Source organism: Kribbella sp. NPDC050470 (assembly GCF_044458365.1).
Taxonomy (GTDB): Bacteria; Actinomycetota; Actinomycetes; order Propionibacteriales; family Kribbellaceae; genus Kribbella.
Genome location: NZ_JBITHV010000015.1, coordinates 159,471 through 182,294, shown reverse-complemented (window position 1 = coordinate 182,294; position 22,824 = coordinate 159,471). Strand labels below are relative to the sequence as shown.

Sequence of the window (22,824 nt, the reverse complement as noted above, 5' to 3'; positions counted from 1 at the left end):
TCTGGGTTTCAGTGGTGAAGTAGCGACTCCGTCACGCCGACTTGCGGTGCTCGGGCAGGAGGCTGTTGTCGCGCTCGGACTCCGTGGTGCCGCCCCAGACGCCGTACGGTTCACCGACCGACAAGGCGTGCTGACGGCACTCGGGCCGGACCGGGCAGGTCCCGCAGAGCGACTTCGCCACCATCTCGCGGGCCCTCTTGCGAACGCCACGCTCCGATTCGGGCGAGAAGAACAACTCCGGGTTGACGTCGCGGCACGCGGCCTGTGACTGCCAATCCCACAGATCCATGAGCGGGCGGGGCAGGCGAGGCATCCCTCTCGACATGGCAACCTCCTTGACTCACCGTGAGCGCGGACGGGCGCTCCGTGAAAACTATGCTCAACTCACACCGAGTTCAACCCTTGTTGTCTCGAACTTCGGTCCATTTGTTATCGGCAGGTGGCCTCGCAGCCGGGAATCGGGCCCTGTTCACGCGGTGAGCGTGTTCACGTCATCACCTGGTGTGACATGAGTCACTCAGTTGCTGCAGGCCAGCAGAGCGCCGAGTACGGCGGCCACCAGGCCCACGCCGAGGTTGAGCACCACGTTCAGCAACGTTTTCCCGCGATGTCCGGAACCGGCCAGCGCGGTCGTCTCGGCGGCGAACGTGCTGTACGTCGTGAACGCCCCGCAGAACCCGACTCCGACGAGCAACGTCGTGGTCCGGGCGCTCACTCCGGTCAGCAGCCCGAGCACGAAGCTGCCAAGAATGTTGACGACGAAGGTTCCCCAGGGCAACGGTGGTTCGGTCTGCCGGCCGAGGAGCAACCGTCCGACCATGTGCTTGTCCACCAGGAAGCGCAGGGGCGCCCCGACGGCCGCGCCGAGCGCGACCAGCAGGACGTTCATCGCGGCCGCCCGACCCACTCGCCGAGGGTTGCCGCCAGCAACGCCGCTGCGAGTGTCCCGAAGAAGTAGATCAGGGCAACGACCGCATGCCCGTGCAGCAGCTTCTCGGTGTCCACCGCGAACGTCGAGAAGGTCGTGAACCCGCCGAGGATCCCGGTGCCGAGGAACGGCCGGAGCAGCGGGTGCGATCGCGGCGTCAACCGCGCGAGCAGGATCCCGATCGCGAAACAGCCCAGCACGTTCGTCGCGAACGTTGCCCAGGGAAACTCACCCGAGCCATGGGGAAACGCCTCAGCGAGCCCGTAGCGGGCCAGCGAGCCGATGATCCCGCCGATCGCTACGACGCCCAGGACGCGAGGCAACCCACTGTCAGACATCGTCCGCTGGATCGTAGCGGTAGTACTCGTGGCCGCCGTGGGCCGTCCCCGTCTCGCCGGTCAGCGCCCGGATCACCATCGCGTGCGTGACGGCGAGCACCGGTCCGTCGGTGATCGCGACCAGCCGGCCGAGCGCGGCCCGGGCCCGTTCGCGGACCTTGGACAGCGGCTCCCAGCGACGCAGGATCCCGTCCGGCCACTCACCGCCGTACGTGTCCAACTCCGCCTGTGCGGCCCGTACGTCGGCCACGCCGCGCCACAACCCGGTGTGGTCCGGCAGCCAGTCCCGCAGGTCGTAGTCGACCCGGACACCGAGGGCCAGCCGGTGCCCGATGATCGCGGCGCTGTGCAGGGCGCGGGTGTACGGCGAGCTGGCGAGGCAGGTCGCTCCGATGCCGCTGAGCAGGTCCGCAAGCTCCTGCGCCTGCTTGGCGCCGAGTGCGGTGAGCGGGGCGGAGTCGGCCGCCGGCCCGGGCAGTCCGCGGGCGTCGACCGGTCCGTAGTCCGGCTCTCCGTGCCGGACCAGGTAGATCTGCGTCACGGGCATGTTCTACCTGAGATGACGAGCGCCTGCCCATCCCCGGGCGTGGCTGCCGGGGAGCGGATCGGCGATCGAAGAAGGCGGGCGCACTTGGTGAAGGTCTTCGAACAGGCTGGACCTGGGCTGCTGCTCGATCCAGCGCACCTCGGTCGCCCCCTGGTGGCCGTGGACCGCGAGCACGGAGTCTATGTCCGGCCAGACCGCCGTCGCGGGGTTGCTGCCGCACCACCGCAGCGCCACCGACCCGTCGCTGAACACACACCCCTCAGCCACCACGCCGGTCCCGGACACACCACTCGGATCCCGATAACGAACCAACTCGAAGGTCCGCGGCCTCACCACCGTGATGCACTCCTCGCTGTCTCGACCCGTCTTGCAGCCCTCAACGAGCCCACACCACCCGCGGTTACTCGCGAGCAACGACCCGGCGCATGAAGACGCGCTCCGCCGGATCCAGCCCCAACGCCGCCTCCGCGGCCTGAAGCTCGATCAGACCCGGCGTCAGCTCCCCGAGCTCCACGAATCCGCGGCGGGCGTAGTACGGCGCGTTCCACGGCACACTCCGAAACGTGCTGAGTGTGACCGCCGGCAACCCCTGCCCGGCGGCCCACGACATCACCTGCTCGATCAGCGCGCTCCCGAGCCCCTGTCCCTGATGGTCCGGATGGACGCTGATCTGCTCGATGTGCGCAGCCCCGTCGACGAGCACCACGAAGACGAAGCCGGTCGGGCGGTCGTCGGCGTCGGCTGTCACCCAGAGCCGGCCGGCCTGCCGGGAGTGCTCGAAAACCTCCAGCGACGGTGGTGGATGCCCCGCGACGTCGGTCATGCCGATGTCGCGGAACAGGACGCCGGCGGCGACTTCGATGGTCTGGAGGGTTGGCAGCTCGTGCGGCTGGGCAGTGCGGATGGTCACGGGATGAGACAACCAGGTCCGGGTGGTGGTTGCCACTGCAATTCGGCCGGGTGCTATCGTCGTACTCGTGAAGCGCAGCTATTGGCGATTTTTTGAGTGGCCGGCCTCGGTGCCGGGCGACTCAGCCGCCTGCTGACGCCCAGACGAAGACACCAGAGCCGGCCCGAAGGCAAGGACATGAGTCCTTGCCTTTTCTCGTTCCCGCCGGCGCTGCTCAGGATCCTCCTGGCGAGGCCGGCCAGACCTAAGGATCCCAGCAGATGAACACCCTCCCGCAGCGAACCAGCCAAGCGGCCGTCGTCGACAGACGGATCGAGAAGACCGTCCCGTTGATCACGCCGCTCGCGCTGCACGACGAGCTGCCCCTGAGCGACGCCCTGGCCCAGCGGGTGATCGACGGTCGCCAGGCCGTGAGCGACGTGCTGAACGGCGTGGACGACCGCCTACTGGTCGTCGTAGGCCCGTGCTCGGTGCACGACGCCAAGGCGGCCCTGGAGTACGCCGAACGCCTTCAGCCGGTCGCCGAGCGGCTGTCCGACGGCCTGCTCGTGGTGATGCGGGTGTACTTCGAGAAGCCGCGCTCGACCCTGGGCTGGAAGGGCCTGATCAACGACCCGGGCCTGGACGGCTCCGGTGACGTGAACCACGGCCTGCGCACCGCCCGCCACTTGCTGCTGCAGGTCCTCGAGCTCGGCCTGCCGGTCGGCTGCGAGTTCCTCGACCCGATCACCCCGCAGTACATCGCCGACACCGTCGGGTGGGGCGCGATCGGCGCGCGCACGGTCGAGAGCCAGGTGCACCGGCAGCTGTCGTCCGGCCTGTCGATGCCGATCGGCATGAAGAACCGCCCGGACGGCAGCATCGGTACGGCGGTCGACGCGATCAAGGCCGCCTCCGTGCCACACGTCTTCACCGGTATCGACCACGACGGCGCGCCCGCGATCCTGCACACCCGCGGCAACCCGGACTGCCACCTGGTACTGCGCGGATCCGACAGCGGACCGAACTACGACGCGGACTCCGTGGCCGGTGCAACGGAGCTGCTGCGCAAGGCCGGGCTGCAGGAGCGTGCGGTCATCGACGCGAGCCACGGCAACAGCCGCAAGGATCACCGTCGCCAGCCGGTGGTCGCGGACGAGATCGGCCGACAGGTGGCGGCCGGAAACCACGCGATCACCGGCGTCATGCTGGAGTCGTTCCTGGTCGAAGGCCGCCAGGACCTGGACCCGACGCAGGAGCTGACCTACGGCCAGTCGATCACCGACGCCTGCATGGGCTGGGACACCACGGAGTTGGTGCTCGATGGACTCCGGGCGGCCGCGCTGGAACGCCGTACCGCGCACTAGGCTCTCGGCATGGCTTCCGGACGGGATCGGTCGCTGCCGACCAGCAAGGACGTCGCCGCGCTCGCGGGTGTCTCGCAGAGCACGGTCTCGTACGTCCTCAGCGGCAAGCGGCCGATCTCGCCGGAGACCCGGCAGCGGGTCGAGGCGGCGATCGCGGAGCTGACCTACCAGCCCAACGCGGGCGCGCGGGCGCTGCGCGGACGCCGTACGAACGTCATCGCCTTGGTGGTCCGGCTGTCCGGGCACACCGACGTGCCGGACACCCTCCCGTACGTCGACACCGTCGTCGAGGAGGCCCGCAAGCGGGACTTCGACGTCATCCTGGTCACCTCCGGCGACGGCCCCGAGGAACTGACCCGGCTGGCCCGCCGGTCGATCTGCGACGCCATCGTGCTGATGGACATCCGGCGCAAGGACGACCGGGTCGCGACGGTGGCGAACCTCGGGGTGCCGGTCGTGCTGATCGGGACCACGGACGACAACCATGGGCTCGACTCGGTCGACTACGACGCACGGCGCGCCGGCGAGTCGATGGTGGCGGAGCTGGTCGCCACCGGGCATCGCCGGGCGGTGCTGATCGGGGAGAAGCCGCAGAAGCAGCGGCAGTTCTTCTTCGCCGGCGAGTTCCAGCGCGGAGTGAGCCGGGCGGCAAAGGCAGCCGGCCTCGACCTGCTTGAGCTGCATCGATCGGGTCCGGGATGGGGTGGCGTCAGCGAGCTGGCCGACGAACTGTTCAGCGGTGACCGGCTGGGCATCATCGCCCGCACCCCGAACGTGATCGGCTGGGTCCTGCAACTCGCCGCACTTCGCCGGCTCGTGCCCGGCCGGGACTTCTCGCTCGTCGGGCAGTGCACCGACGACACCGCGGTCGCCTACAGCACACCGGTCAGCAACGTGTCGACCGAGCCGCGAGCCGTGTCCAGGCTGGCGATGTCGATCCTGTTCGACCGGTTGGACGGAGTACTCGCGGCCGGCGGCAAGCACCACGTGGTCGAGCCGCAGGCCCTCACCCGCCGGGCGAGCACCGCCGACTTCTCCTGATCGCCTCCTGGAGCTGTGTTACGGTCGACATCGATACGTATCGACAGGAGACGGCGTGAGGCGAGCGTTCGAGTTCGGCGGCGGCCGGGTGGTGCTCGGTCCGGACGGTGGGCCGGTGGCGTTCGAGCACCCGGCGGACCCCGGCCGGATCTACCTGCTCGACGAGACGCGCGAGACGTGGCACGGCCCCGATCACTTCTGGGGCACCGGCTTCGTGATCACACCGCAGGGATCCGGCCGCTGGCAGACAGTGGCCGGCATCGACTGGTCCCACGACAGCGTGACCGTCCGGCACGCACCACGGCCAGACCTCGACCTGACCGTCGTACGGCGAGTGGCCGGCGACCGCTTCACCGAGTCCTACACCTGGAGCAACCTCGGCGCCGAGGCGATCGACCTCACCGGGCTGGCGATCAACCTGCCGATCCGGGACGTGTACGACGGAGCCGCGTCGGCGCTCGCGCAGAGCTGTCACGCGCACGTCTTCACCGGGGGAGCGTGGTCGTGGGTCCTGGCCGAGCCGATGTCGGCAACGCCACCGCTGCTCGGCGTGATCGTCCGAGAGGGCGGTCTGTGGGCGTACTCGATCGAGTCCCGGAACCGGAACACGTCGTCGGACGTGCGCGGCCACATCGTCGTCCACCCGACCGACCACGCGCGGAACCCGGAAGCGTTCGGCGGCCAGCCGATCCTCTCGCTGGCGCCGGGCGCAAGCTACACGCTGGCCTGGGAGATCGGCTGGTTCGACAGTCGCGAGGACTTCATCAGCGCGACGGACGCGCCGGCCGTGCTGCCGGAGTTGACTGCGCCGGTCGGCAGCGCCGTACCGGTGGCGCTTGCAGAGGGGACGAAGCTGCTGGCCGAGCCGACCGCCGACGTGCACGGCGTGCAGTACGTCGAGCTCGAGCGGGATGGGCGGCGGAGCCGGACGGCGGTGGCGTTGCTGGCGCCGGTTCGGGAGTTGGTCGAGGCTCGGGTCGAGCGGATCCTCGCTGATCATCGGCCGATCGAGCGTCCAGAGCCCGAGCGCTTCGCGTTCCTTCCGGTGGACACTCGGACCCGGTTGCGGCAGACCGAGAACGCCTGGCCGGACTGGACCGACGGCGCCGAACGGGTCGGCATGGCCGTGCTGCTGCAGCAGGCGCGGATGCGTGGCTGGGGTGACGCGGCCGCGATCGACGAGGCGTTGCACGGGTACGCGCGGCTCGCTCGGGAGCGCTTCATTCAGCCCGACGGGTCGATCCACCGGAGCAGCAAGCCTGGAAACGAGCCGCTGCGGCTCTACAACACTCCGTGGGTGGCGCACTTCTTCGCGGACCAGTTCGCGCTGTTCGGCGACACCGCGGATCTCGACCTGGCCGCGTCGTTGCTGGAGTCGAGCTATGCGTTGGGTACTGCGGATCACCTCTCGATCGGGCATCCGGAGGCGGTCGTCGCGGTCGCGGCAGCGCTGGAGGACAAGGGAGATGCGAACCGGGCGAACGCGCTACGTGCGGCTCTGCTCGACCACGCGCACCGGTTCGTTGCCCTGGGCACTGACCTGCCGGCGCACGAGGTCAAGTACGAGCAGTCGATGGTCGCGCCGCTGGTCAGTCTGCTGGCGATCTCCTACGACCTGCAGCCCGACGACCGTGCGCTCGCCGCGCTGCGGACCGCGGTCGGCTGGCTCCGGGCCTTCGGTGGGCCGCAGCCGCACGTCCGGCTCCGCGACGTCGGCATCCGGCACTGGGACGGGTACTGGTTCGGCGGCGACCGGCAGTGGGGCGACACCTTCCCGCACTACTGGAGTGTGCTGACCGCGATCGCGCTGCGGCAGCTTCCCGCAGTACTCAGGACCGCGGAGAACCAGCGGGCCGCGGCCGGGATCTTCGCCGCCAACCTGGTCGACTTCACCACTGACGGTGACGCGACCTGCGCGTTCCTGATGCCCAGTTGCGTCGACGGCCGCCCGGCGCACCGCCCCGACCCGCTCGCCAACGACCAGGACTGGGCACTGGCGCTGCTGCTGAGGTCGGACGGTTGTTCACCTGCTGGCAGTTCGGCGGCTACAGGGCGGTCCTAATGTCCCGGGCATGACTGAGATATCTCGGCGTCTGGTGCTCGGGTCGGCGGCCGGGGGCGTGGCGGCATCGCTGCTTCCCCCGTCGCTGCACACGGCGATGGCGCAACCGGTGAGGCGCGGTGGTCTGCGGGCGGTCGAGCACGTGATCGTGCTGATGCAGGAGAACCGTTCGTTCGACCACTACTACGGGACGCTGCGCGGCGTGCGCGGGTACGGCGACCGGCAGCCGCTGCGGCTGCGCAACGGCAGGACGGTGTTCCACCAGCCGAAGACCGGCGGTGGCGAGGTGCTGCCGTTCTCGATCCGGAAGGCCGCCGCGGACGCGGGCCGCGCGCCGGACGACATCCAGTACCTCGGCGACCTGCCGCACGGGTTCAACGACGCCACCCAGGCCTGGGGCAACGGCTGGAACGACGACTGGGTCCAGGCGAAGACGGCCGCCACGATGACCCACTACGAGCGCCGCGACATCCCGCTGCAGTACGAGCTCGCCGAGACGTTCACGATCTGCGACGCCTATCACTGCTCCGTCAACGGCTCCACCAACCCGAACCGCAACTACCTCGTGTCCGGCACCACCGGCTACGAGCCCGGTACGACGCAGCGCGCCGTGACCAACGCGGCCTACTCCTACGACCACAAGGGCTACGACTGGACGGCGTACCCGGAGCGGCTCGAGCAGGCCGGGGTCTCGTGGCAGATCTACCAGGAGTGGGACAACTTCACCGACAACGCGGTCGAGTACTTCAAGACGTTCAAGGAGCTCGGGCACCGCATTCTCGCGTCGGTCCCGGGTGGTTACCGGACCACCGAGGAGTTCTACGACAAGCTGTTCGCGAAGACGCCGGCCGAGCGGGCCGAGGCGCTGAAGCAGCTCGAGGCCGCGGTCGCCAAGCAGCCGGCCGCCGACCAGAAGCTGTTCTACAAGGCCATGTACCGCTCGGAGCCGGAGTCGCTGGTCCCGCGGCTGCGCGCCGACATCAAGGCCGGCAAGCTCCCGCAGGTCAGCTGGCTGGTGCCGTCCGCGGTCGACTCCGAGCACCCCGGCGCGTCCACGCCGGTCGGCAGCGCGAACCTGGTCTACGACCTGCTCGACGCGATCGCCTCGGACCCGGAGACCTGGTCCAGGACCGTGCTGCTGATCAACTTCGACGAGAACGACGGGTACTTCGACCACGTCCCGCCGCCGGTCGCGCCGCGGCCCACCTCGGGCAGCGGCGACGACTGGTACAACGGCCGCCCGATCGGCCTCGGCCCGCGGGTCCCGATGACCGTCATCTCGCCGTGGTCGGTCGGCGGGCACGTCAACTCGCAGGTGTTCGACCACACCTCGGTGATCCGGTTCCTCGAGCGCTGGACCGGGGTGCAGGAGCCGAACATCAGCAGCTGGCGACGGACCGCCTGCGGCGACCTCACCTCGGCGTTCGACTTCGGGCGCGACTACCGGCAGCCGTCGGTGGACACGCCCGGCCCGGTACCGGCGCCGATCGCCCGCTGGCGGCCGACTCCGCCTGCCGACCAGGCCGTGCCGCTGCAGGAGCCCGGTCACCGGCCGGCCCGCGCGCTGCCTTACCGGCCGTCGGTTTCCGGGTTCGTTGCTGATGGCAAGTTGACGTTGGCCCTCGGCAACAAGGGTGCCGAGTCCGCGCACTTCGCGATCTACTCGTACGGCGGTGAGCTGCCGGCGCCCGCGCATGTCGACGTACGGCGGGATCGTGTCGAGTCGATCGCGGTCGACGGCCCGTACGAGTTCGCCGTACAGGGTCCGAACCGGTTCTGGGCCGAGCTGGCCGGAACGGCGGACGGCGTCGCGGCGGGTCTCGACGTCCGCGCGCAGCAGGACGGCAAGTCGCTCGAGCTCTTGCTGGTGAACACGACGCGGAAGCCGCTGACGTTGAAAGTGCGGGCGCGCGGCTACACCAACAAGACCGTGACGGTGGAGCTGCGCGGCAAGCAGACCCGCGAGCTGGACTGGCCGACCGACCACGGCTGGTACGACGTCGAGGTCACGACGGCCGAGGACACGTCGTACCGACGACGGCTGACCGGGCACCTGGAGACCGGAAAGCCCAGCATCACCGGCTGAGGCAGACCTAGCGAGCGATGGCCGCCGTGCGGGCCTTGGTGACGGTGATCAGGTCCGCGGGGGACAGGCCGATGTCGAGGCCGCGGCGGCCACCGGACACGTAGACCTTGGCGTGCTCGGTGGCCGTCGCGTCGATGACGGTGGGCAGGGGGCGCTTCTGGCCGATCGGGCTGATGCCGCCGACGACGTACCCGGTGGTGCGTTCGGCGGCGGCCGGGTCGGCCATCACTGCCTTCTTCCCGCCGGCGGCGGCCGCGATCGCCTTCAGGTCGAGCTGCTTGTCGACCGGTACGACGCCGACCGCCAGCTTCCCGTCCACCTCGACGAGCAGCGTCTTGAACACCTGCTCCGGCGCGAGCCCGAGCGCCTCGGCCGCCTCCAGGCCGAACGACTTCGCCGCCGGGTCGTGGTCGTAGGTGTGCGCGGTGAACTCGACCTTCGCCTTCGTCAGCGCCACCGTCGCCGGCGTGCCCTGACTCTGCTTGCTCTTAGCCACCCGCCGAGCTTAGGCCCTCCGGAACCAGCCTGACGCAGCAGTTTCCGGGGGACGGCTCGAGACGGGCCTCGTAGGGGATGCCGAGGGTGCTGACGAGGCCGGCGAGGAGGTGCAGGTTCATCCCGCAGACCAGGTGCGGCTGGTCCTTGGCGATCCGCTGGAACGGGCAGTTGGCGAGCGCGATGCCGTCCTTGTCCGGCCGCGGCTCGAAGCCGTGCGCCTTGAGGATCTGGTCCACCGAGCCGGCGCCCGCGGTCCGGCCGAGGGATTCGCCGTACTCCCGGGCGCGGCGGTTCACGGCCTCGCGAGGTGAGCCGCCCGATGCCTCGGCGTCCTCGACGGCGGCGGCGAGCAGGCGGCCGGCAACGGCGTACTGACGCTCGGGCAGGGTGAGGTCGATCTCGCGTTCGGAGCGGTGGTACAGCTTCGCGGGCCTCCCTGCGCCCGGTCCGGAGCGTCCGCTGCGGCGCTCGAAGCAGGTGGCGAGCAGGCCTTCCTCGGTGAGTTTGTCCAGGTGGAACGCCACGGTCGTCCGGGGAATGCCGAGCGCGGTCGCCGCCTCGTCGCGTCCGACGGGCTCCGGCTGGGCGACGACGTACTCGTAGAGCCGGCGCCGGGTCGGTTCCTCGAGTACGGCGACGGCCTGCACTTGCGCGTCCCAGGACGAGTCCACGACCCGATTCTATCGACAACATCGGTTGGCAGAACAGTATGATGGCCGTTCGTTGAGTTTTCAGGGAGTGTGTTGATGGCGATTTCGGCCGACCTCGAGTCCGTCCCTCTGCACATCGTCGCCGGTCGCGCGGAGATCGATCTGCCCGCCGCCCAGCGGGCGGTCGCCGATCTGCTGGCTGCGCTCGGGCGGGATCCGCACAGCGCGCACCTGGCGGACACCCCACGCCGGGTGGCGCACGCGTACGCCGAGATGCTCACCCCGCGCGAGTTCGAGCTCACCACGTTCCCGAACGACGAGGGCTACGACGAGCTCGTGCTGGCCAAGGACATCCCGGTGCAGTCGCTGTGCGAGCACCACCTGCTGCCGTTCACCGGGGTCGCGCACGTCGGCTACCTGCCGGGGGACCGGATCCTCGGGCTGTCCAAGCTGGCCCGCGTGGTGGAGTTGTTCGCGCGCGACTTCCAGGTGCAGGAGCGGCTGACCAAGCAGGTCGCCGACTGGCTGCAGGACCACCTGGCGCCGAAGGGCGTCGGTGTGGTGATCGAGGCCGAGCACCAGTGCATGTCGCTGCGCGGTGTCCGTGCGGCCGGCTCCCGCACGGTGACGTCGTCACTGCACGGCGTCCTGCGCGAGAACCTGAGCTCCCGCCAGGAGTTCTTCGCCCTGACCGGCCTGACGCCGTAACCCGTCAGGCCGAGGCCACCGCCGCCGGCGGGTGCTGAGGGTGCCTTCCGGTGGCGAGGATGTGGGCGAGCTCGCCGGGGAGCAGGTCGGTGCCGGGGATCGGCTCCATCTCGGACACGTCCAGCCAGCGGACGACAGTCGCGCCGCAGTGGCCGTGGACGGCGAGGATGGAGTCGAGATCCGGCCAGACCGCCGTGGACGGGTTCGCGCCGTGCCAGCGCAGCGCGACCGAGCCGTCGGTGAAGACGCACCCTTCCGCCACGACGCCGGTCCCGGAGACTCCGCTGATGTCTGTGTAGCGCACGAGTTCGAAAGTCTGCGGTTTCACCGGCTGACCTCGCCGGGACGACCTGATGGGTGGAAACTTCGTGGGCCTGAGGGTGCTGCCATGGTCCTTTCCCCGTGGTCGGCGTGGGTGGGCGCTCGCCACAAACCGGGGACAATACCGACTGTCAGCGGGGAAGGACGGTCTGTAGCGACTCTTCTTCTGCACATCAAGCTAGAGCCATTCCGGGCAACACGCTAGACCCACGCCGCGTGTCTCACCGTTCGATCGCCGAAACCCCTGCAACTCCTGACAAATCGGTGGGTTCCTGAACGCTGGGCGTGATCGAATACGGACGTGTTTCTCACCCTTGCCACCGACCTGGCCGGCGCCGGCGCGCCTGCCAGCGACTTCGGGTTCCTGCTGCACAAGAATCCGGCCCGGCCGCAGGGCATCGAGATCACCGGTGGCACCGCGCAGGTGTTCTATCCGGAAGCATCGAACGACCGTTGTACGGCGGCGGTGCTGCTCGAGATCGACCCGATCGCGCTGGTGCGTTCCCGGCGCGGCAAGGCGGCGGAAGGATTCACGCTCGGGCAGTACGTGAACGACCGGCCGTACGCCGCGTCCAGCCTGCTCGCGGTCGCGCTCGGCAAGCTCTTCCGGACGGCGATGAACGGCCGGTGCGATGCTCGGCCTGGGCTTGCCGCGCGTTCGATTCCGCTGGAGATTCACATTCCCGCGCTTCCTTGCAGCGGGGGCGCGGAGTTGGCCGAGCAGTTGTTCGCCCCGCTCGGTTGGACCGTCGACGCTCGGCCGGTGCCGCTCGACCCGGAGATCCCGTCGTGGGGCCCGTCCCGGTACGTCGATCTGCGGCTGACCGGCGTACTCCGGCTGGCCGACGCGCTCAACCACCTGTACGTGATGCTGCCGGTGCTGGACGACGCGAAGCACTACTGGGTCGGTCCGGACGAGGTCGACAAGCTCGTTCGCGCGGGCGAGGGGTGGCTTGCTGCGCATCCTTCGAAGGAGCTGATCTCGCGTAGGTATTTGGCCCACCGTCGGTATCTCGCCGACACCGCGCTCGAGCGTCTTGCCGAGGCCGACGGGGTGGCTGAGCCGGAGGTGGCGTCGGACGAGGGCGGCCCGGTATCGCTCGCGGTTGAGCGCCGTACGACGGTTGCCGCCGTACTGAAGGAGCTTGGGGCGCGGCGGATCGCGGACCTCGGGTGTGGTGAGGGCGCGCTCGTCGGCGAACTGCTGAAGGACCCGATGATCGGGGAGCTGATCGCGACTGATGTGTCGGCGCGTTCCTTGATCAGCGCGAAACGCCGCCTGCACTACGACGATCTCCCGGATCGCCAGCGCGAGCGTCTCCGCTTCCTGCAGTCCTCGGTCACGTACGCCGACCACCGCCTGACGGGCCTGGACGCCGCTGTCCTCATGGAAGTTGTCGAACACATCGACCCACCCCGCCTCCCGGCCATGGCCAAGTCGATCTTCCAGTCAGCCTGCCCCGGAGCCGTCATCGTCACCACCCCCAACCGCGAGCACAACTCCCTCTTCCCCTCCCTCCCCGCCGGGCAGTTCCGCCACCCCGACCACCGCTTCGAGTGGACCCGACGCGAGTTCCACACCTGGGCAACAGCCGTCGCCGAGTTGTACGGCTACACCGTGGAGTTCCGCCCGGTCGGCCCGGAGAACCCCGACCTCGGACCGCCCACCCAGCTAGCACTCTTCAAGCTCCGGAAGAAGGTGGCCGGCTGATGGGTGCGATTCAGATTCCGGCGCTGAGCCTGGTGGTGCTGGTCGGGGCTAGTGGGTCGGGGAAGTCGACGTTTGCGCGGACGCACTTTCTAGCTACCGAGGTGCTGTCAAGTGACTTCTGCCGGGGGCTGGTTTCGGATGACGAGAATGATCAGGCGGCTTCCAAGGATGCGTTCGAGGTGTTGCACTTCATCGCGGGGAAGCGGCTGGCGGCCGGTCGCCTGACGGTGATCGACGCGACCAACGTGCAACCCGAGGCGCGCAAGGAGCTGGTCGCGCTGGCGCGGGAGTACGACGTGCTGCCGGTGGCGATCGTGCTGGATCCGCCGGAGCGCGTCTGCGTCGAGCGCAACGAGCAGCGGCCGGACCGGCAGTTCGGCGCCAAGGTGATCACCCGGCAACGGTCCCAGCTGAAGCGCGGCCTGCGCAGCCTGAAGCGTGAGGGCTTCCGCACCGTGCACATCCTGGACAGCGTCGAGCAGATCGATGCCGTCAGCATCGAACGCACGCGGCTGTTCAACGACCTGACCGACCAGACCGGCCCGTTCGACATCGTCGGCGACATCCACGGCTGCCGCGCCGAGCTCGAGCAGCTGCTCACGAACCTCGGCTACCACCTCGTCCGGGACGACACCGGCCGCCCGATCGACGCCGTCCACCCGGATCGACGCGCGATCTTCGTCGGCGACCTGGTCGACCGCGGTCCGGACAGCCCCGGCGTACTGCGGCTCGTCATGGGAATGGTTGCCAACGGCCACGCCTACTGCGTGCCCGGCAACCACGAGGAAAAGTTGCTCAAGGCACTCAGAGGCCGCAACGTCAAGATCAGCCACGGTCTCGAGACCACGCTCGAGCAGCTCGCCACGGAGCCGCCGGAGTTCCGCGACACAGTCGAGACGTTCATCGACGGCCTGATCTCGCACTACGTCCTCGACGGCGGCCGGCTGGTCGTCTCGCACGCCGGCCTGGTCGAGCGGATGCACGGCCGCGCCTCCGGCCGGGTCCGCTCGTTCTGCCTGTACGGCGAGACCACCGGCGAGACAGACGAGTTCGGCCTGCCGGTCCGCTATCCGTGGGCGAACGAGTACCGCGGTCGCGCGATGGTCGTCTACGGGCACACCCCAACTCCCGAGCCGGAGTGGATCAACAACACGATCTGCCTCGACACCGGCTGTGTGTTCGGCGGATCGCTGACTGCCCTGCGCTACCCGGAACGCGAGCTGGTCGCGGTCCAGGCCGCCGAGGAGTACTACGCGCCCGCCAAACCGTTGCATGTGGCAACCGCGCCGGCGCGCGAGCTCGACGTACTCGAGCTGACCGATGTCACCGGGCGACGGGTGATCGAGACGGCGACGCACGGGCGGCTCAGCGTCCGGGCCGAGCAGGCAGGTGCCGCGCTGGAGGTGATGAGCCGGTTCGCGATCGATCCGCGCTTCCTTCTGTACCTGCCGCCGACGATGAGCCCGGTCGCGACCTCACCGGAGCCCGGCGTACTCGAGCATCCACTGCAGGCCTTCGAGACGTACCGCGGGCAGGGCGTCACCGAGCTCGTGTGCGAGGAGAAGCACATGGGGTCCCGCGCGGTCGTCCTGCTGACGCGTGACGACGACGTCGCGGAGAAACGCTTCGGCCTGGCCGGACGTGGAGCGATCCACACTCGCACCGGGCGCTCGTTCTTCGACGGATCACTGACGGACGAGTTGCTCGCCCGGCTGCGGGCGGTCGCCTTGTCCGCAGGGATCTTCGACGAGCTCGACACGTCCTGGCTGCTGCTCGACGCTGAGCTGCTGCCGTGGAGCGCCAAGGCCGAGGACCTGCTGCGGAACCAGTACGCCGCCGTCGGCGCAGCCGCTCGTACGTCGTTGCCCGCAGCAACTGCCGCGCTGGAAAAGGCTGTGGCAGCAGGGCTTGAGGTGGGGGAGCAGCTGACCCGGATCCAGCGTCGTACGGAGAACGCTGCGCGCTTCACCGAGGCGTATCGCCGGTACTGCTGGCCGACCGACGGGCTCGACGGCGTCCGGCTGGCGCCGTTCCAGGTGCTGGCCTCGGAGGGTACGACGTACCACGAAAGGCCACACGCCTGGCACCTCGGGATCGCGGACCGGCTGGTCGAAGCGGACCCGTCGATGATCACGACGACGCGGCGGCTGTTCGTCGACGCCGGCAACTGGGCCGCCGGGGTGGCGTGGTGGGAGGAGCTCACCGGCGCGGGTGGTGAGGGGATGGTGGTGAAACCGGCCGCCAACCTGACCCGGACCGCGAAGGGCCTCGCGCAGCCGGGCCTGAAGGTGCGGGGACGCGAGTACCTGCGGCTGATCTACGGTCCCGACTACACCGAGCCGGCCAACTTCGACCGCCTCCGCGACCGCAACCTCGGCCACAAACGCTCACTCGCTCTCCGCGAGTACGCCCTGGGTCTGGAAGCGCTCGATCGCGCCGCCCGCGGCGAACCCCTCTGGCGCATCCACGAGTGCGTCTTCGCCGTACTAGCCCTGGAGTCGGAACCAGTAGACCCGCGCCTCTAACGCAGTCGTCGAACCACGACGAACGCGGCCGACGCGACAAGTATCAGAGCGGGTAGGGCTGCCCAGAGGGTCTCGAGGGTGAGGATGGCGCCCACTGCGCAGGAGGGGAGCAGGGCGAGAAGTACGGGGATGACGGAGCGGGGGTCGGCGCGGTGGACGCCATGGAGAATCACAGGCGCGGCGATCCACAGCAAGTAGAGCGGGACGAGCCAGAGGGCGCCGCTGCCGGAGATGGCCGGGACCCAGGCGCCGAGGGCGAGTGCTACGACCCCGACTGCGACCGGCACGTAGCGGAGGGCTGCAGTCGGGCGGGCCAGGACGAGGTAGATCGCGATCGCTGCGAGCTCGACGCAGCCGGTGGCGACGACGGCTCGGAAGACCGCGCCGTACTCGGGAATCGAGTGGATGCAGGGCACAATGCCCCGGCAGCGCGGTGGGCCGAACGGTCGCCAGGCGGTGAAGAGCCAGACGAGGGGCAGCGTCAGCGCCGTCACGACGACGGTGGTGCGGAACAGGCCGACCGCCGGCCGACGGGTCGGGCGGCGGAGGTCGAACGGCGGGGCGGTCATGAAGAACACTGTGGCGTACGCGCGGGGGCAGCTGTGTCCGGGCGTGTAGTGTCGCGGCGCTGGGGTCGGTGAATGAGCGGCGGGCGACGGAGGCTTCATGATCAGCTACACGATCCCGGGGATGCATGTCCGGGAGCACACGGTCGAGGTGCCGCTGGACTGGTCTGATCCCGGCGAATCAATCACGGTTTTCGCGCGCGAGCTCGTCGACCCGATGCGCCGGAACGACGACCTGCCGTGCCTGCTGTACCTCCAGGGCGGTCCGGGCGGCAAGGGACCGCGTCCGGTCGACCCGTCCGGGTGGATCGGGCAGGCGCTGAAGACCTACCGGGTCATCCTGATGGACCAGCGGGGCACCGGTCGCAGTACGCCGATCTCCGGCCGGCGGATGGCGTCGTTCGGCACCGCCGAGGAGGGCGCGGACTACCTGGCCTGCTTCCGAGCGGACTCGATCGTGCGCGACGCCGAACACCTGCGGACGACGGTCTTCGGCGGCGGCAAGTGGTCGACGCTCGGCCAGAGCTACGGCGGGTTCCTCACCTTGACCTACCTCTCGCAGGCGCCGTCCGGGCTGACCGCTTGTTACGTGACCGGCGGGCTGGCGTCGATCGATCCGTCCGCCGCCGAGGTGTACCGCCGTACCTATCCCCGGGTGGCCGCGAAGAACCGCGAGTTCTACAAGCGCTACCCGCACCACGTCGAGACGGTCGGCGCGATCGCGGACCGGCTGACGGCGTCCGACGTACTGCTTCCGGACGGTGATCGGCTGACGGTACGGCGGTTGCAGTCGCTCGGGATCGACTTCGGGATGAAGCCCGGGTACGAGCGGATGCACTGGCTGCTCGACGAGGCGTTCGACGGTGACGAGCTGTCGGACACGTTCCTGAGCCAGGTGATGGACCGGTCGTCGTACGCGCAGGGACCGCTGTTCGCGGCGTTGCAGGAGAGCATCTACGGATCGGGTGACGGCGCCACCGCCTGGGCGGCCGAGGCGGAGCGGACGCTGCACCCGGAGTTCGCCGAGGACGCCCGGCCGCTGCTGTTCACCGGCGAGATGATGTACCCCTGGATGTTCGAGGAGATCCGGATACTGCGGCCGTTCCAGGCGGCGGTCGAGGCGCTCGCGTCACGTTCGCAGTGGTCGCCGCTGTACGACCTGGACCGGCTGGCGGCGAACGACGTACCGGTGGCGGCCGCGGTGTACTTCGACGACATGTACGTCGACTCCGGGCTACAACTGGACACCGCCTCCCGGGTCGGCAACCTGCAGGCCTGGGTGACGAACGAGTACGAGCACGACGGTCTCTCGGCCGACCGCGTCTTCAACCGCCTGACCGAACTGGTGCGCTCGGTCGGCGGCGGCGTCCGCACGACCTGATGGCAGGTCGGCCTGGCGAACAGCAAACAGGCGACCTTCACGGTCGATGTGCTCAGGACAGCTTGAGCGCCGCTGCGGCGGCGGCTGCGGCCGGGGCGCCGTACGCGGCGGAAAGCCGGTCGAGGAAGCTCGGCCGGTTCAGGGTGTACTCCTGGGTGCCGACCGTCTCGAGGACCGTGGTGGCCAGCGTGCAGCCGACCTGCGCGGCGGCCTCGTGGTCCAGGCCCGCGGCCCGGCCGGTGAGGTAGCCGGCCCGGAAGGCGTCGCCGCCTCCCGTGGGGTCGACCAGGCCCGGGGCCGGGACCGCCGGGACCTTGGCCAGGATGCCGCCGGTGTTCTCGATCACCACGCCGTCACCGCCGTGAGTGGTGACGCGTACGCCGACCCGCTCGAGGATCTCGTCGTGGCTCCAGCCGGTCTTCTGCGCCATCAGGCCGGACTCGTACTCGTTGCTGAACAGGTACTCCGCGCCGTCGACGAGCCGCTTGATGTCGTCGCACTCCATCCGGGCCAGCTGCTGCGACGGGTCCGCGGCGATCGCGATCCCGTTCTCCTTGGCCAGCCTGGTGTGCTTGAGCATCCCCTCCGGGTCGTCCGCGCCGATCAGCACCAGGTCGATCCCGCCCACGGCCGCGTGGATCGCGCTGAGGTCGAGCTCGCGCGCCTCGGCCATCGCGCCGGTGTAGAAGGAGGCGATCTGGTTCGCGTCCAGGTCCGTCGTACAGGTGAACCGGGCGGTGTGTACGTTCTCGCAGACGCGGACATGGGAGACGTCCACGCCGGCCTCGGTGAGGGCCGCGCCGTACTCGGCGAAGTCGGCGCCGACCGAGCCGACCAGCAGCGACGGCTGGCCGAGCTGGGCCATCCCGTAGCAGATGTTCGCGCCCACGCCGCCGCGGTGGACGACCAGTTCGTCGACCAGGAACGAGAGGGAGACCTTGTGCATCTGCTCCTCGAGGAACTGGTCCTTGAACCGGCCCGGGAACGTCATCAGGATGTCGGTCGCGATCGAACCGGCGACGGCGATGCGCATACGGGGTGCTCCTCGGTGGGGTGGGTGCGCGGCGTTCGAACAACCCATAGAGACTACAGGCGACCGATCTAATACACCGAAGGCAGGATTTCGATGGGTAATCAAGTCCTAGTGACCGACGAACTGCACGACTACATGGTCGCCCACGGGATGCCGCTGGACGAGATCGCGACCGACCTGGTGAACGAGACTCGGCAGCTCGGCGACGTGTCGGTGATGCTGACCACGGCGGACCAGGCGGCGCTGTTGACCACGCTGACCCGGCTGATCTCGGCGCGCCGCGCGGTCGAGATCGGCACCTTCACCGGGTTCTCCGCGCTCGCCATCTCCCGCGGGCTGCCGGACGACGGGCAGCTGATCTGCCTGGACGCGAGCGAGGAGTGGACCTCGATCGGGCGCCGGTACTGGGAGCGGGCCGGCGTCGCCGCGAAGATCGAGCTGCGGATCGGCGATGGGCACGAGCTGGCCGCCGCGCTGGACGGCTCGTTCGACCTGGCCTTCGTGGACGCCGACAAGGCCGGCTACATCGACTACTTCGAGCGCCTGGTGTCACTGCTGCGGCCGAACGGGCTGATGTTGTTCGACAACACGCTGGCCGGCGGCCGGGTAATCGACGCGGACGGTCCGGTCGACCGCAAGGAGTTCAACGCGCACATCGCCAAGGACGACCGGGTCGACGTGGTCATCCTCGGCATCGGCGACGGACTGACGCTGGTCCGCAAGAAGTGAGCAAGGCCGCGGCGCGGTTGAGCGTCAAGGAGTTGCAGCACAAGTACGGCGACCGCCCGGTGATCGAGGGCCTGACCTTCACGCTCTCGGCCGGTCAGGCGATCGCGCTGGTCGGGCCGAACGGCGCCGGCAAGACCACGGTGCTCAAGTGCATCGTCGGCTCGGCCGAACCGGCGGCGGGCACGATCCTGCTCGACGGTCTCCCGATCGACGAGCGCGCGGACGCCGTCCGGCGGGACGTCGCCACGCTGCTGGACGACCTCGACTTCTTCCCGGACCTGACCGCGGCCGAACACCTCGACCTGCTCGCCCGGGCACACGGCAACCCGTCGCCGGAGGACCTGGTCGACACCACGCTCGACGACATCGGGCTGCTCCCGGCGGCCGACCAGCTGCCCGGATCGCTGTCCTCGGGTCAGCGCCGTCGCCTCGCGCTGGCGACGGCGCTGGTCCGGCCGCGGAAGCTGATGGTTCTCGACGAGCCCGAGGCACGGCTGGACACCGACGGCGTGCAGTGGTTGTCGAACCGGCTCATCGAGGAGAAGAAGTCCGGTACGTCGATCCTCTTCGCCAGCCACGACCCGGCGCTGGTCCAGGCCGTCGCGGACTCCGTCGTCACGCTGACCCCGCTCCCATGAGTGCTGCGGACGGGCCGGTCGTCTTCGACCCGGCCGACTTCGGCGCGATCCCGTCGCCGCGTTCGCTGCGGTCCTGGATGCGCAAGACCCGCCGGCGCCGGGCGGACCGGTCGTTCTGGCAGATCTTCGAGGACGTCTACCTGGTCCTCTTCACGCTGGCGATGGCAGCCGCCTCCGGCGGCAACGTCGTACGCCAGCTGAACGAGAACGCCGCGCAATGTACGGCGTGGTCCTGCGCGGAGCTGACGTTCTGGATGCCGTGGATCCTGCTGCCGTTGCTGGTGGCAACCACGCTGCGAGTGTCGTTGAGTGTCGGGCCGGTGTCGGCGTCCCGCGCGGGCGGCTTCTGGTTGCTCGCGTCGCCGGTGAACCGGTCGGGCTTGCTGCGTCCGGCGTACTGGGTGGTCATCGCGGTGGTTGCGGTGGCTGGGTTCCTGGCGTCGGCGCTGGTGTGGGCGTTGCTGGGGTCGATGTGGTTCGAGGTGGTGGGGGCATCGCTCCTGAGCGCGGCGCTACTCGTCTGCACAGCGTGTGTGGCGGTGTGGGCACAGCAGAAGTCGCAGCGGTCGCAATGGGCCTTGCGGGTGGCAGATCTGCTGCTGGTCGCCGCGGTCGTCCCGGCTCTGTTGCTGGCATTCCAACAGCCGCAGCAGACCACGCTGACCGCCGGGTTCGTCGGCTTTTCGACCATCGGACCCTATGCAGAGCCTCCACTGCTGACCACTGCGGAAACCCACCTGCTGCTCGTCTTCGTGGTCGCGGTGATCCTCACCACGGTGCTGGTCGTCGTGACGGCGCAGACGTTGGACAAGCTGAGCCGGACGAGCGTGATCGCAGGTGGTGAGCTGCTCGCCGGGCTGGCCGGAGCGGCGAGCAGCCTTGACGTCAGCATGCTGGCCGACGTGGTCGCCGGGCGGCACTGGCGGTTGAAGGGACGCGTGCGGTCGCGCCGGGGTCGCGGGTCGCGGGGCGGGGCGCTCGTCTACCGGGAGTTCCTGCGGATCCTGCGCTGGCCGCGGCGGCTGGTGATCGCGTTCGCCCTGCTCGTCGTCCCGTACGCCGTGGCGGGCACCGGGTTCGACGAGGTCGTGCCGATCGCCGCCGGGTTCGCCGGGTTCGTCGCCGTACGCCCGACGATGGACGGGTTGCGGTCGGTGTGCCGCTCGACCGGGCTGGCGCGGGCGCTCGCCATGGATCTCCGCGAGCTCCGCGTCATCATGGCCGTCGTCCCCGGCCTGTTCGCTGCGCTCTGGGCGTTGCTGGCGCTACCGGCGCTGGGCAGTGGTCCGGTGGCGTTCGCGGTGGCCGCCGGCGTCCTCTCTGGCGCCGTCCGCCAGGCCTCCGCGCGACCCCCCTCGTACGCGGGCCCGCTGGTCGCCTCACCGATGGGCGCCATCCCGCCCGGCATGTTCTCCCAGCCGATCCGCGGCTTCGACCTGCTGCTCCTCTGCCTGGCCCCCGCGCTCTTCAACCTCAGCTCCACCTGGGTCCTGGCCATCCCCACCTTCGTCCTCGTGGTGATGTTCGCCGTCCGCCCGAAGACGGACTAGGCCCTTCCGGTCGGTGAGACGACCAATCTGTAGTAGATCAGGTGGAATACAGTCCTTTGGGTCGGTCGTCTGCCTGGAGGGTTCTGATGAGTGTCGAGGCGCTGTGGTACATCCCGAATCAGGTCGATCCGGGGCATCGCGGGGACGATGCCGTGGAGGGGCACAACGGTCTGGAGCGGTTGACGGAGCTGGCGCGGCTGACCGAGGAGCACGGGTGGGGCGGCGCGCTGCTCGGGACCGGGTGGGGCCGGCCGGACACGTTCACGGTGGCCTCGGCGCTGGCCGCGCGTACGACGTCCTTCCAGCCGCTGATCGCGATCCGGCCGGGGTACTGGCAGCCGGCGCACTTCGCGTCGGCCGCGTCGACGCTCGACCAGTTGTCCGGCGGGCGGGTGCTCGTCAACATCGTGTCGGGGCAGGACAACCTGGCGGCGTACGGCGACTCCGAGGGCGACCAGGCGCAGCGGTACGCGCGGACCAAGGAGTTCCTCCAGTTGGTACGGCGGTTGTGGACCGAGGAGGACGTGACGTTCGCCGGTGAGCACTTCTCGGTCACCGGGTCCACGGTCGCGACGCGTCCCGTCGTACGTGAGGGAAGGGCGCACCCGCGGCTGTACTTCGGTGGTGCGTCCGACGCCGCGCAGCGGGTCGCGGCGACCGAGGCCGACGTACAGCTGTTCTGGGGTGAGCCGTTGGACGGGGTCGCCGAGCGGATTGCGAAGCTGCGGTCGCTGGAGAGTGAGCTCGGGCGTGAGCACGCGCCGCTCGAGTTCGGGTTGCGGATCACCACGCTCGTCCGGGACACCACCGAGGAGGCTTGGGCCGACGCGGAGGCGAAGGTCGCGAAGATGGCGGAGGCCCAAGGCACCGCTCCGCGCGACCGTCGCTGGTTCAAGGCGGTCGGCCAGCAGCGACTGCTCGACCTGGCCGAGCGCGGCGAGGTCCTCGACGACAACCTCTACACCGCACCCGGCAAGTACGGCGGTGGCGGTGCGGGTACGACGTGGCTCGTCGGCTCGGCGCAGGACGTCGCCAAGTCGCTCCGCAAGTACCAGGACCTCGGCATCACCCACTTCGTCCTGTCCGACACGCCGTACCGCGACGAGATCGTCCGAGTCGGCGACCAGCTCCTTCCACTGCTCAAGGGCTGACGGCTGCCCCCTTGGGCTGATGGGATGGCCCAGGCCGGTGTGAATCACTTGACGATCGCACGCCGATCGTGATCGGTTGATTACCGAGCGCCAGTGGCGGGTAGG

General features: G+C 69.5%; 22 protein-coding genes. 12 read left to right on the top strand and 10 right to left on the bottom strand.

Annotation, left to right across the window (positions count from 1 at the left end; genetic code table 11):
* Positions 1-31 precede the first annotated feature (31 nt).
* The 5 genes from ACIBGM_RS39500 to ACIBGM_RS39480 all read right to left on the bottom strand — a co-directional run bounded on the left by ACIBGM_RS39500 (position 32) and on the right by ACIBGM_RS39480 (position 2,723).
* Positions 32-325 carry a WhiB family transcriptional regulator gene (locus tag ACIBGM_RS39500; RefSeq protein ID WP_360521017.1) on the bottom strand — a complete coding sequence of 98 codons (294 nt, stop codon included), beginning with the start codon at positions 323-325 and terminating at the stop codon, positions 32-34.
* 192 nt (positions 326-517) lie between these two features.
* A complete protein-coding gene (gene crcB / locus ACIBGM_RS39495; protein WP_396388465.1) occupies positions 518-907 on the bottom strand; it encodes a fluoride efflux transporter CrcB in 390 nt (129 codons plus the stop codon).
* On the bottom strand, positions 886-1,266 hold the full coding sequence (gene crcB, locus ACIBGM_RS39490) for a fluoride efflux transporter CrcB (protein WP_396388464.1): 381 nt from the start codon (positions 1,264-1,266) through the stop codon (positions 886-888). Before crcB (ACIBGM_RS39490) ends, crcB (ACIBGM_RS39495) begins: the two co-directional genes overlap by 22 nt.
* Positions 1,259-1,813 carry a histidine phosphatase family protein gene (locus tag ACIBGM_RS39485; protein ID WP_396388463.1) on the bottom strand — a complete coding sequence of 185 codons (555 nt, stop codon included), beginning with the start codon at positions 1,811-1,813 and terminating at the stop codon, positions 1,259-1,261. Before ACIBGM_RS39485 ends, crcB (ACIBGM_RS39490) begins: the two co-directional genes overlap by 8 nt.
* A 400-nt stretch (positions 1,814-2,213) precedes the next feature.
* The gene (locus ACIBGM_RS39480; protein WP_360521032.1) at positions 2,214-2,723 is read right to left on the bottom strand and encodes a GNAT family N-acetyltransferase; all 510 of its coding nucleotides are present in this window, start codon (positions 2,721-2,723) and stop codon (positions 2,214-2,216) included.
* Between the two features lie 260 nt (positions 2,724-2,983).
* Here ACIBGM_RS39480 and ACIBGM_RS39475 point away from each other — a divergent pair, with 260 nt between their 5' ends.
* Genes ACIBGM_RS39475 through ACIBGM_RS39460 form a run of 4 tightly spaced genes read left to right on the top strand, consistent with a single transcriptional unit; the run spans position 2,984 to position 9,258 of the window.
* Positions 2,984-4,069 (top strand): 3-deoxy-7-phosphoheptulonate synthase, encoded by a 1,086-nt coding sequence (locus tag ACIBGM_RS39475; RefSeq protein ID WP_396388462.1) that lies wholly within the window; start codon positions 2,984-2,986, stop codon positions 4,067-4,069.
* A 9-nt stretch (positions 4,070-4,078) separates the two neighbouring features.
* Positions 4,079-5,110 carry a LacI family DNA-binding transcriptional regulator gene (locus tag ACIBGM_RS39470; RefSeq protein ID WP_396388461.1) on the top strand — a complete coding sequence of 344 codons (1,032 nt, stop codon included), beginning with the start codon at positions 4,079-4,081 and terminating at the stop codon, positions 5,108-5,110.
* A gap of 55 nt (positions 5,111-5,165) precedes the next feature.
* On the top strand, positions 5,166-7,172 hold the full coding sequence (locus ACIBGM_RS39465; RefSeq protein WP_396388460.1) for a hypothetical protein: 2,007 nt from the start codon (positions 5,166-5,168) through the stop codon (positions 7,170-7,172).
* A gap of 10 nt (positions 7,173-7,182) precedes the next feature.
* Positions 7,183-9,258 (top strand): phosphocholine-specific phospholipase C, encoded by a 2,076-nt coding sequence (locus tag ACIBGM_RS39460; protein ID WP_396388459.1) that lies wholly within the window; start codon positions 7,183-7,185, stop codon positions 9,256-9,258.
* Positions 9,259-9,265: 7 nt separating this feature from the next.
* Here ACIBGM_RS39460 and ybaK read toward each other — a convergent pair whose 3' ends face one another.
* Together ybaK and ACIBGM_RS39450 are read right to left on the bottom strand one after the other, a co-directional pair.
* On the bottom strand, positions 9,266-9,754 hold the full coding sequence (gene ybaK / locus ACIBGM_RS39455) for a Cys-tRNA(Pro) deacylase (protein WP_396388458.1): 489 nt from the start codon (positions 9,752-9,754) through the stop codon (positions 9,266-9,268).
* A complete protein-coding gene (locus tag ACIBGM_RS39450; RefSeq protein WP_396388457.1) occupies positions 9,747-10,427 on the bottom strand; it encodes a helix-turn-helix transcriptional regulator in 681 nt (226 codons plus the stop codon). Before ACIBGM_RS39450 ends, ybaK begins: the two co-directional genes overlap by 8 nt.
* A gap of 75 nt (positions 10,428-10,502) precedes the next feature.
* Here ACIBGM_RS39450 and folE point away from each other — a divergent pair, with 75 nt between their 5' ends.
* Positions 10,503-11,114 carry a GTP cyclohydrolase I FolE gene (gene folE / locus ACIBGM_RS39445; protein ID WP_396388456.1) on the top strand — a complete coding sequence of 204 codons (612 nt, stop codon included), beginning with the start codon at positions 10,503-10,505 and terminating at the stop codon, positions 11,112-11,114.
* A 4-nt stretch (positions 11,115-11,118) separates the two neighbouring features.
* Here the strand turns inward: folE and ACIBGM_RS39440 are convergent, their stop codons facing one another.
* Positions 11,119-11,442, bottom strand: a complete 324-nt coding sequence (locus ACIBGM_RS39440; RefSeq protein WP_396388455.1) for a hypothetical protein — start codon at positions 11,440-11,442, stop codon at positions 11,119-11,121.
* 294 nt (positions 11,443-11,736) lie between these two features.
* Between ACIBGM_RS39440 and ACIBGM_RS39435 the strand changes: the two genes are divergently transcribed.
* Together ACIBGM_RS39435 and ACIBGM_RS39430 are read left to right on the top strand one after the other, a co-directional pair.
* A complete protein-coding gene (locus ACIBGM_RS39435) occupies positions 11,737-13,146 on the top strand; it encodes a 3' terminal RNA ribose 2'-O-methyltransferase Hen1 (protein WP_396388454.1) in 1,410 nt (469 codons plus the stop codon).
* Entirely contained in the window at positions 13,146-15,671 is a 2,526-nt protein-coding gene (locus ACIBGM_RS39430) for a polynucleotide kinase-phosphatase (protein WP_396388453.1), read from the top strand. The genes ACIBGM_RS39435 and ACIBGM_RS39430 overlap by 1 nt, the downstream gene beginning before the upstream one ends.
* Here the strand turns inward: ACIBGM_RS39430 and ACIBGM_RS39425 are convergent.
* Positions 15,668-16,240: a hypothetical protein gene (locus tag ACIBGM_RS39425; RefSeq protein ID WP_396388452.1), complete on the bottom strand. Its 573-nt coding sequence runs from the start codon at positions 16,238-16,240 to the stop codon at positions 15,668-15,670. The two genes, ACIBGM_RS39430 and ACIBGM_RS39425, sit on opposite strands and share 4 nt — an antisense overlap.
* Positions 16,241-16,337: 97 nt before the next feature.
* Here ACIBGM_RS39425 and ACIBGM_RS39420 point away from each other — a divergent pair, with 97 nt between their 5' ends.
* Entirely contained in the window at positions 16,338-17,618 is a 1,281-nt protein-coding gene (locus ACIBGM_RS39420) for an alpha/beta fold hydrolase (protein WP_396388451.1), read from the top strand.
* A 52-nt stretch (positions 17,619-17,670) separates the two neighbouring features.
* Here ACIBGM_RS39420 and ACIBGM_RS39415 read toward each other — a convergent pair whose 3' ends face one another.
* Positions 17,671-18,651: a carbohydrate kinase family protein gene (locus ACIBGM_RS39415; RefSeq protein ID WP_396388450.1), complete on the bottom strand. Its 981-nt coding sequence runs from the start codon at positions 18,649-18,651 to the stop codon at positions 17,671-17,673.
* 93 nt (positions 18,652-18,744) lie between these two features.
* Between ACIBGM_RS39415 and ACIBGM_RS39410 the strand changes: the two genes are divergently transcribed.
* The 4 genes from ACIBGM_RS39410 (at position 18,745) to ACIBGM_RS39395 (ending at position 22,719) form a co-directional block, all read left to right on the top strand.
* A complete protein-coding gene (locus ACIBGM_RS39410; protein ID WP_396388449.1) occupies positions 18,745-19,380 on the top strand; it encodes an O-methyltransferase in 636 nt (211 codons plus the stop codon).
* Positions 19,377-20,018, top strand: coding sequence for an ATP-binding cassette domain-containing protein (locus ACIBGM_RS39405; RefSeq protein WP_396388448.1), 642 nt, complete (start codon positions 19,377-19,379; stop codon positions 20,016-20,018). Before ACIBGM_RS39410 ends, ACIBGM_RS39405 begins: the two co-directional genes overlap by 4 nt.
* The gene (locus ACIBGM_RS39400; protein ID WP_396388447.1) at positions 20,015-21,568 is read left to right on the top strand and encodes a DUF6297 family protein; all 1,554 of its coding nucleotides are present in this window, start codon (positions 20,015-20,017) and stop codon (positions 21,566-21,568) included. Before ACIBGM_RS39405 ends, ACIBGM_RS39400 begins: the two co-directional genes overlap by 4 nt.
* Positions 21,569-21,654: 86 nt before the next feature.
* Positions 21,655-22,719: an LLM class flavin-dependent oxidoreductase gene (locus ACIBGM_RS39395; RefSeq protein ID WP_396388446.1), complete on the top strand. Its 1,065-nt coding sequence runs from the start codon at positions 21,655-21,657 to the stop codon at positions 22,717-22,719.
* Positions 22,720-22,824: the final 105 nt, after the last annotated feature.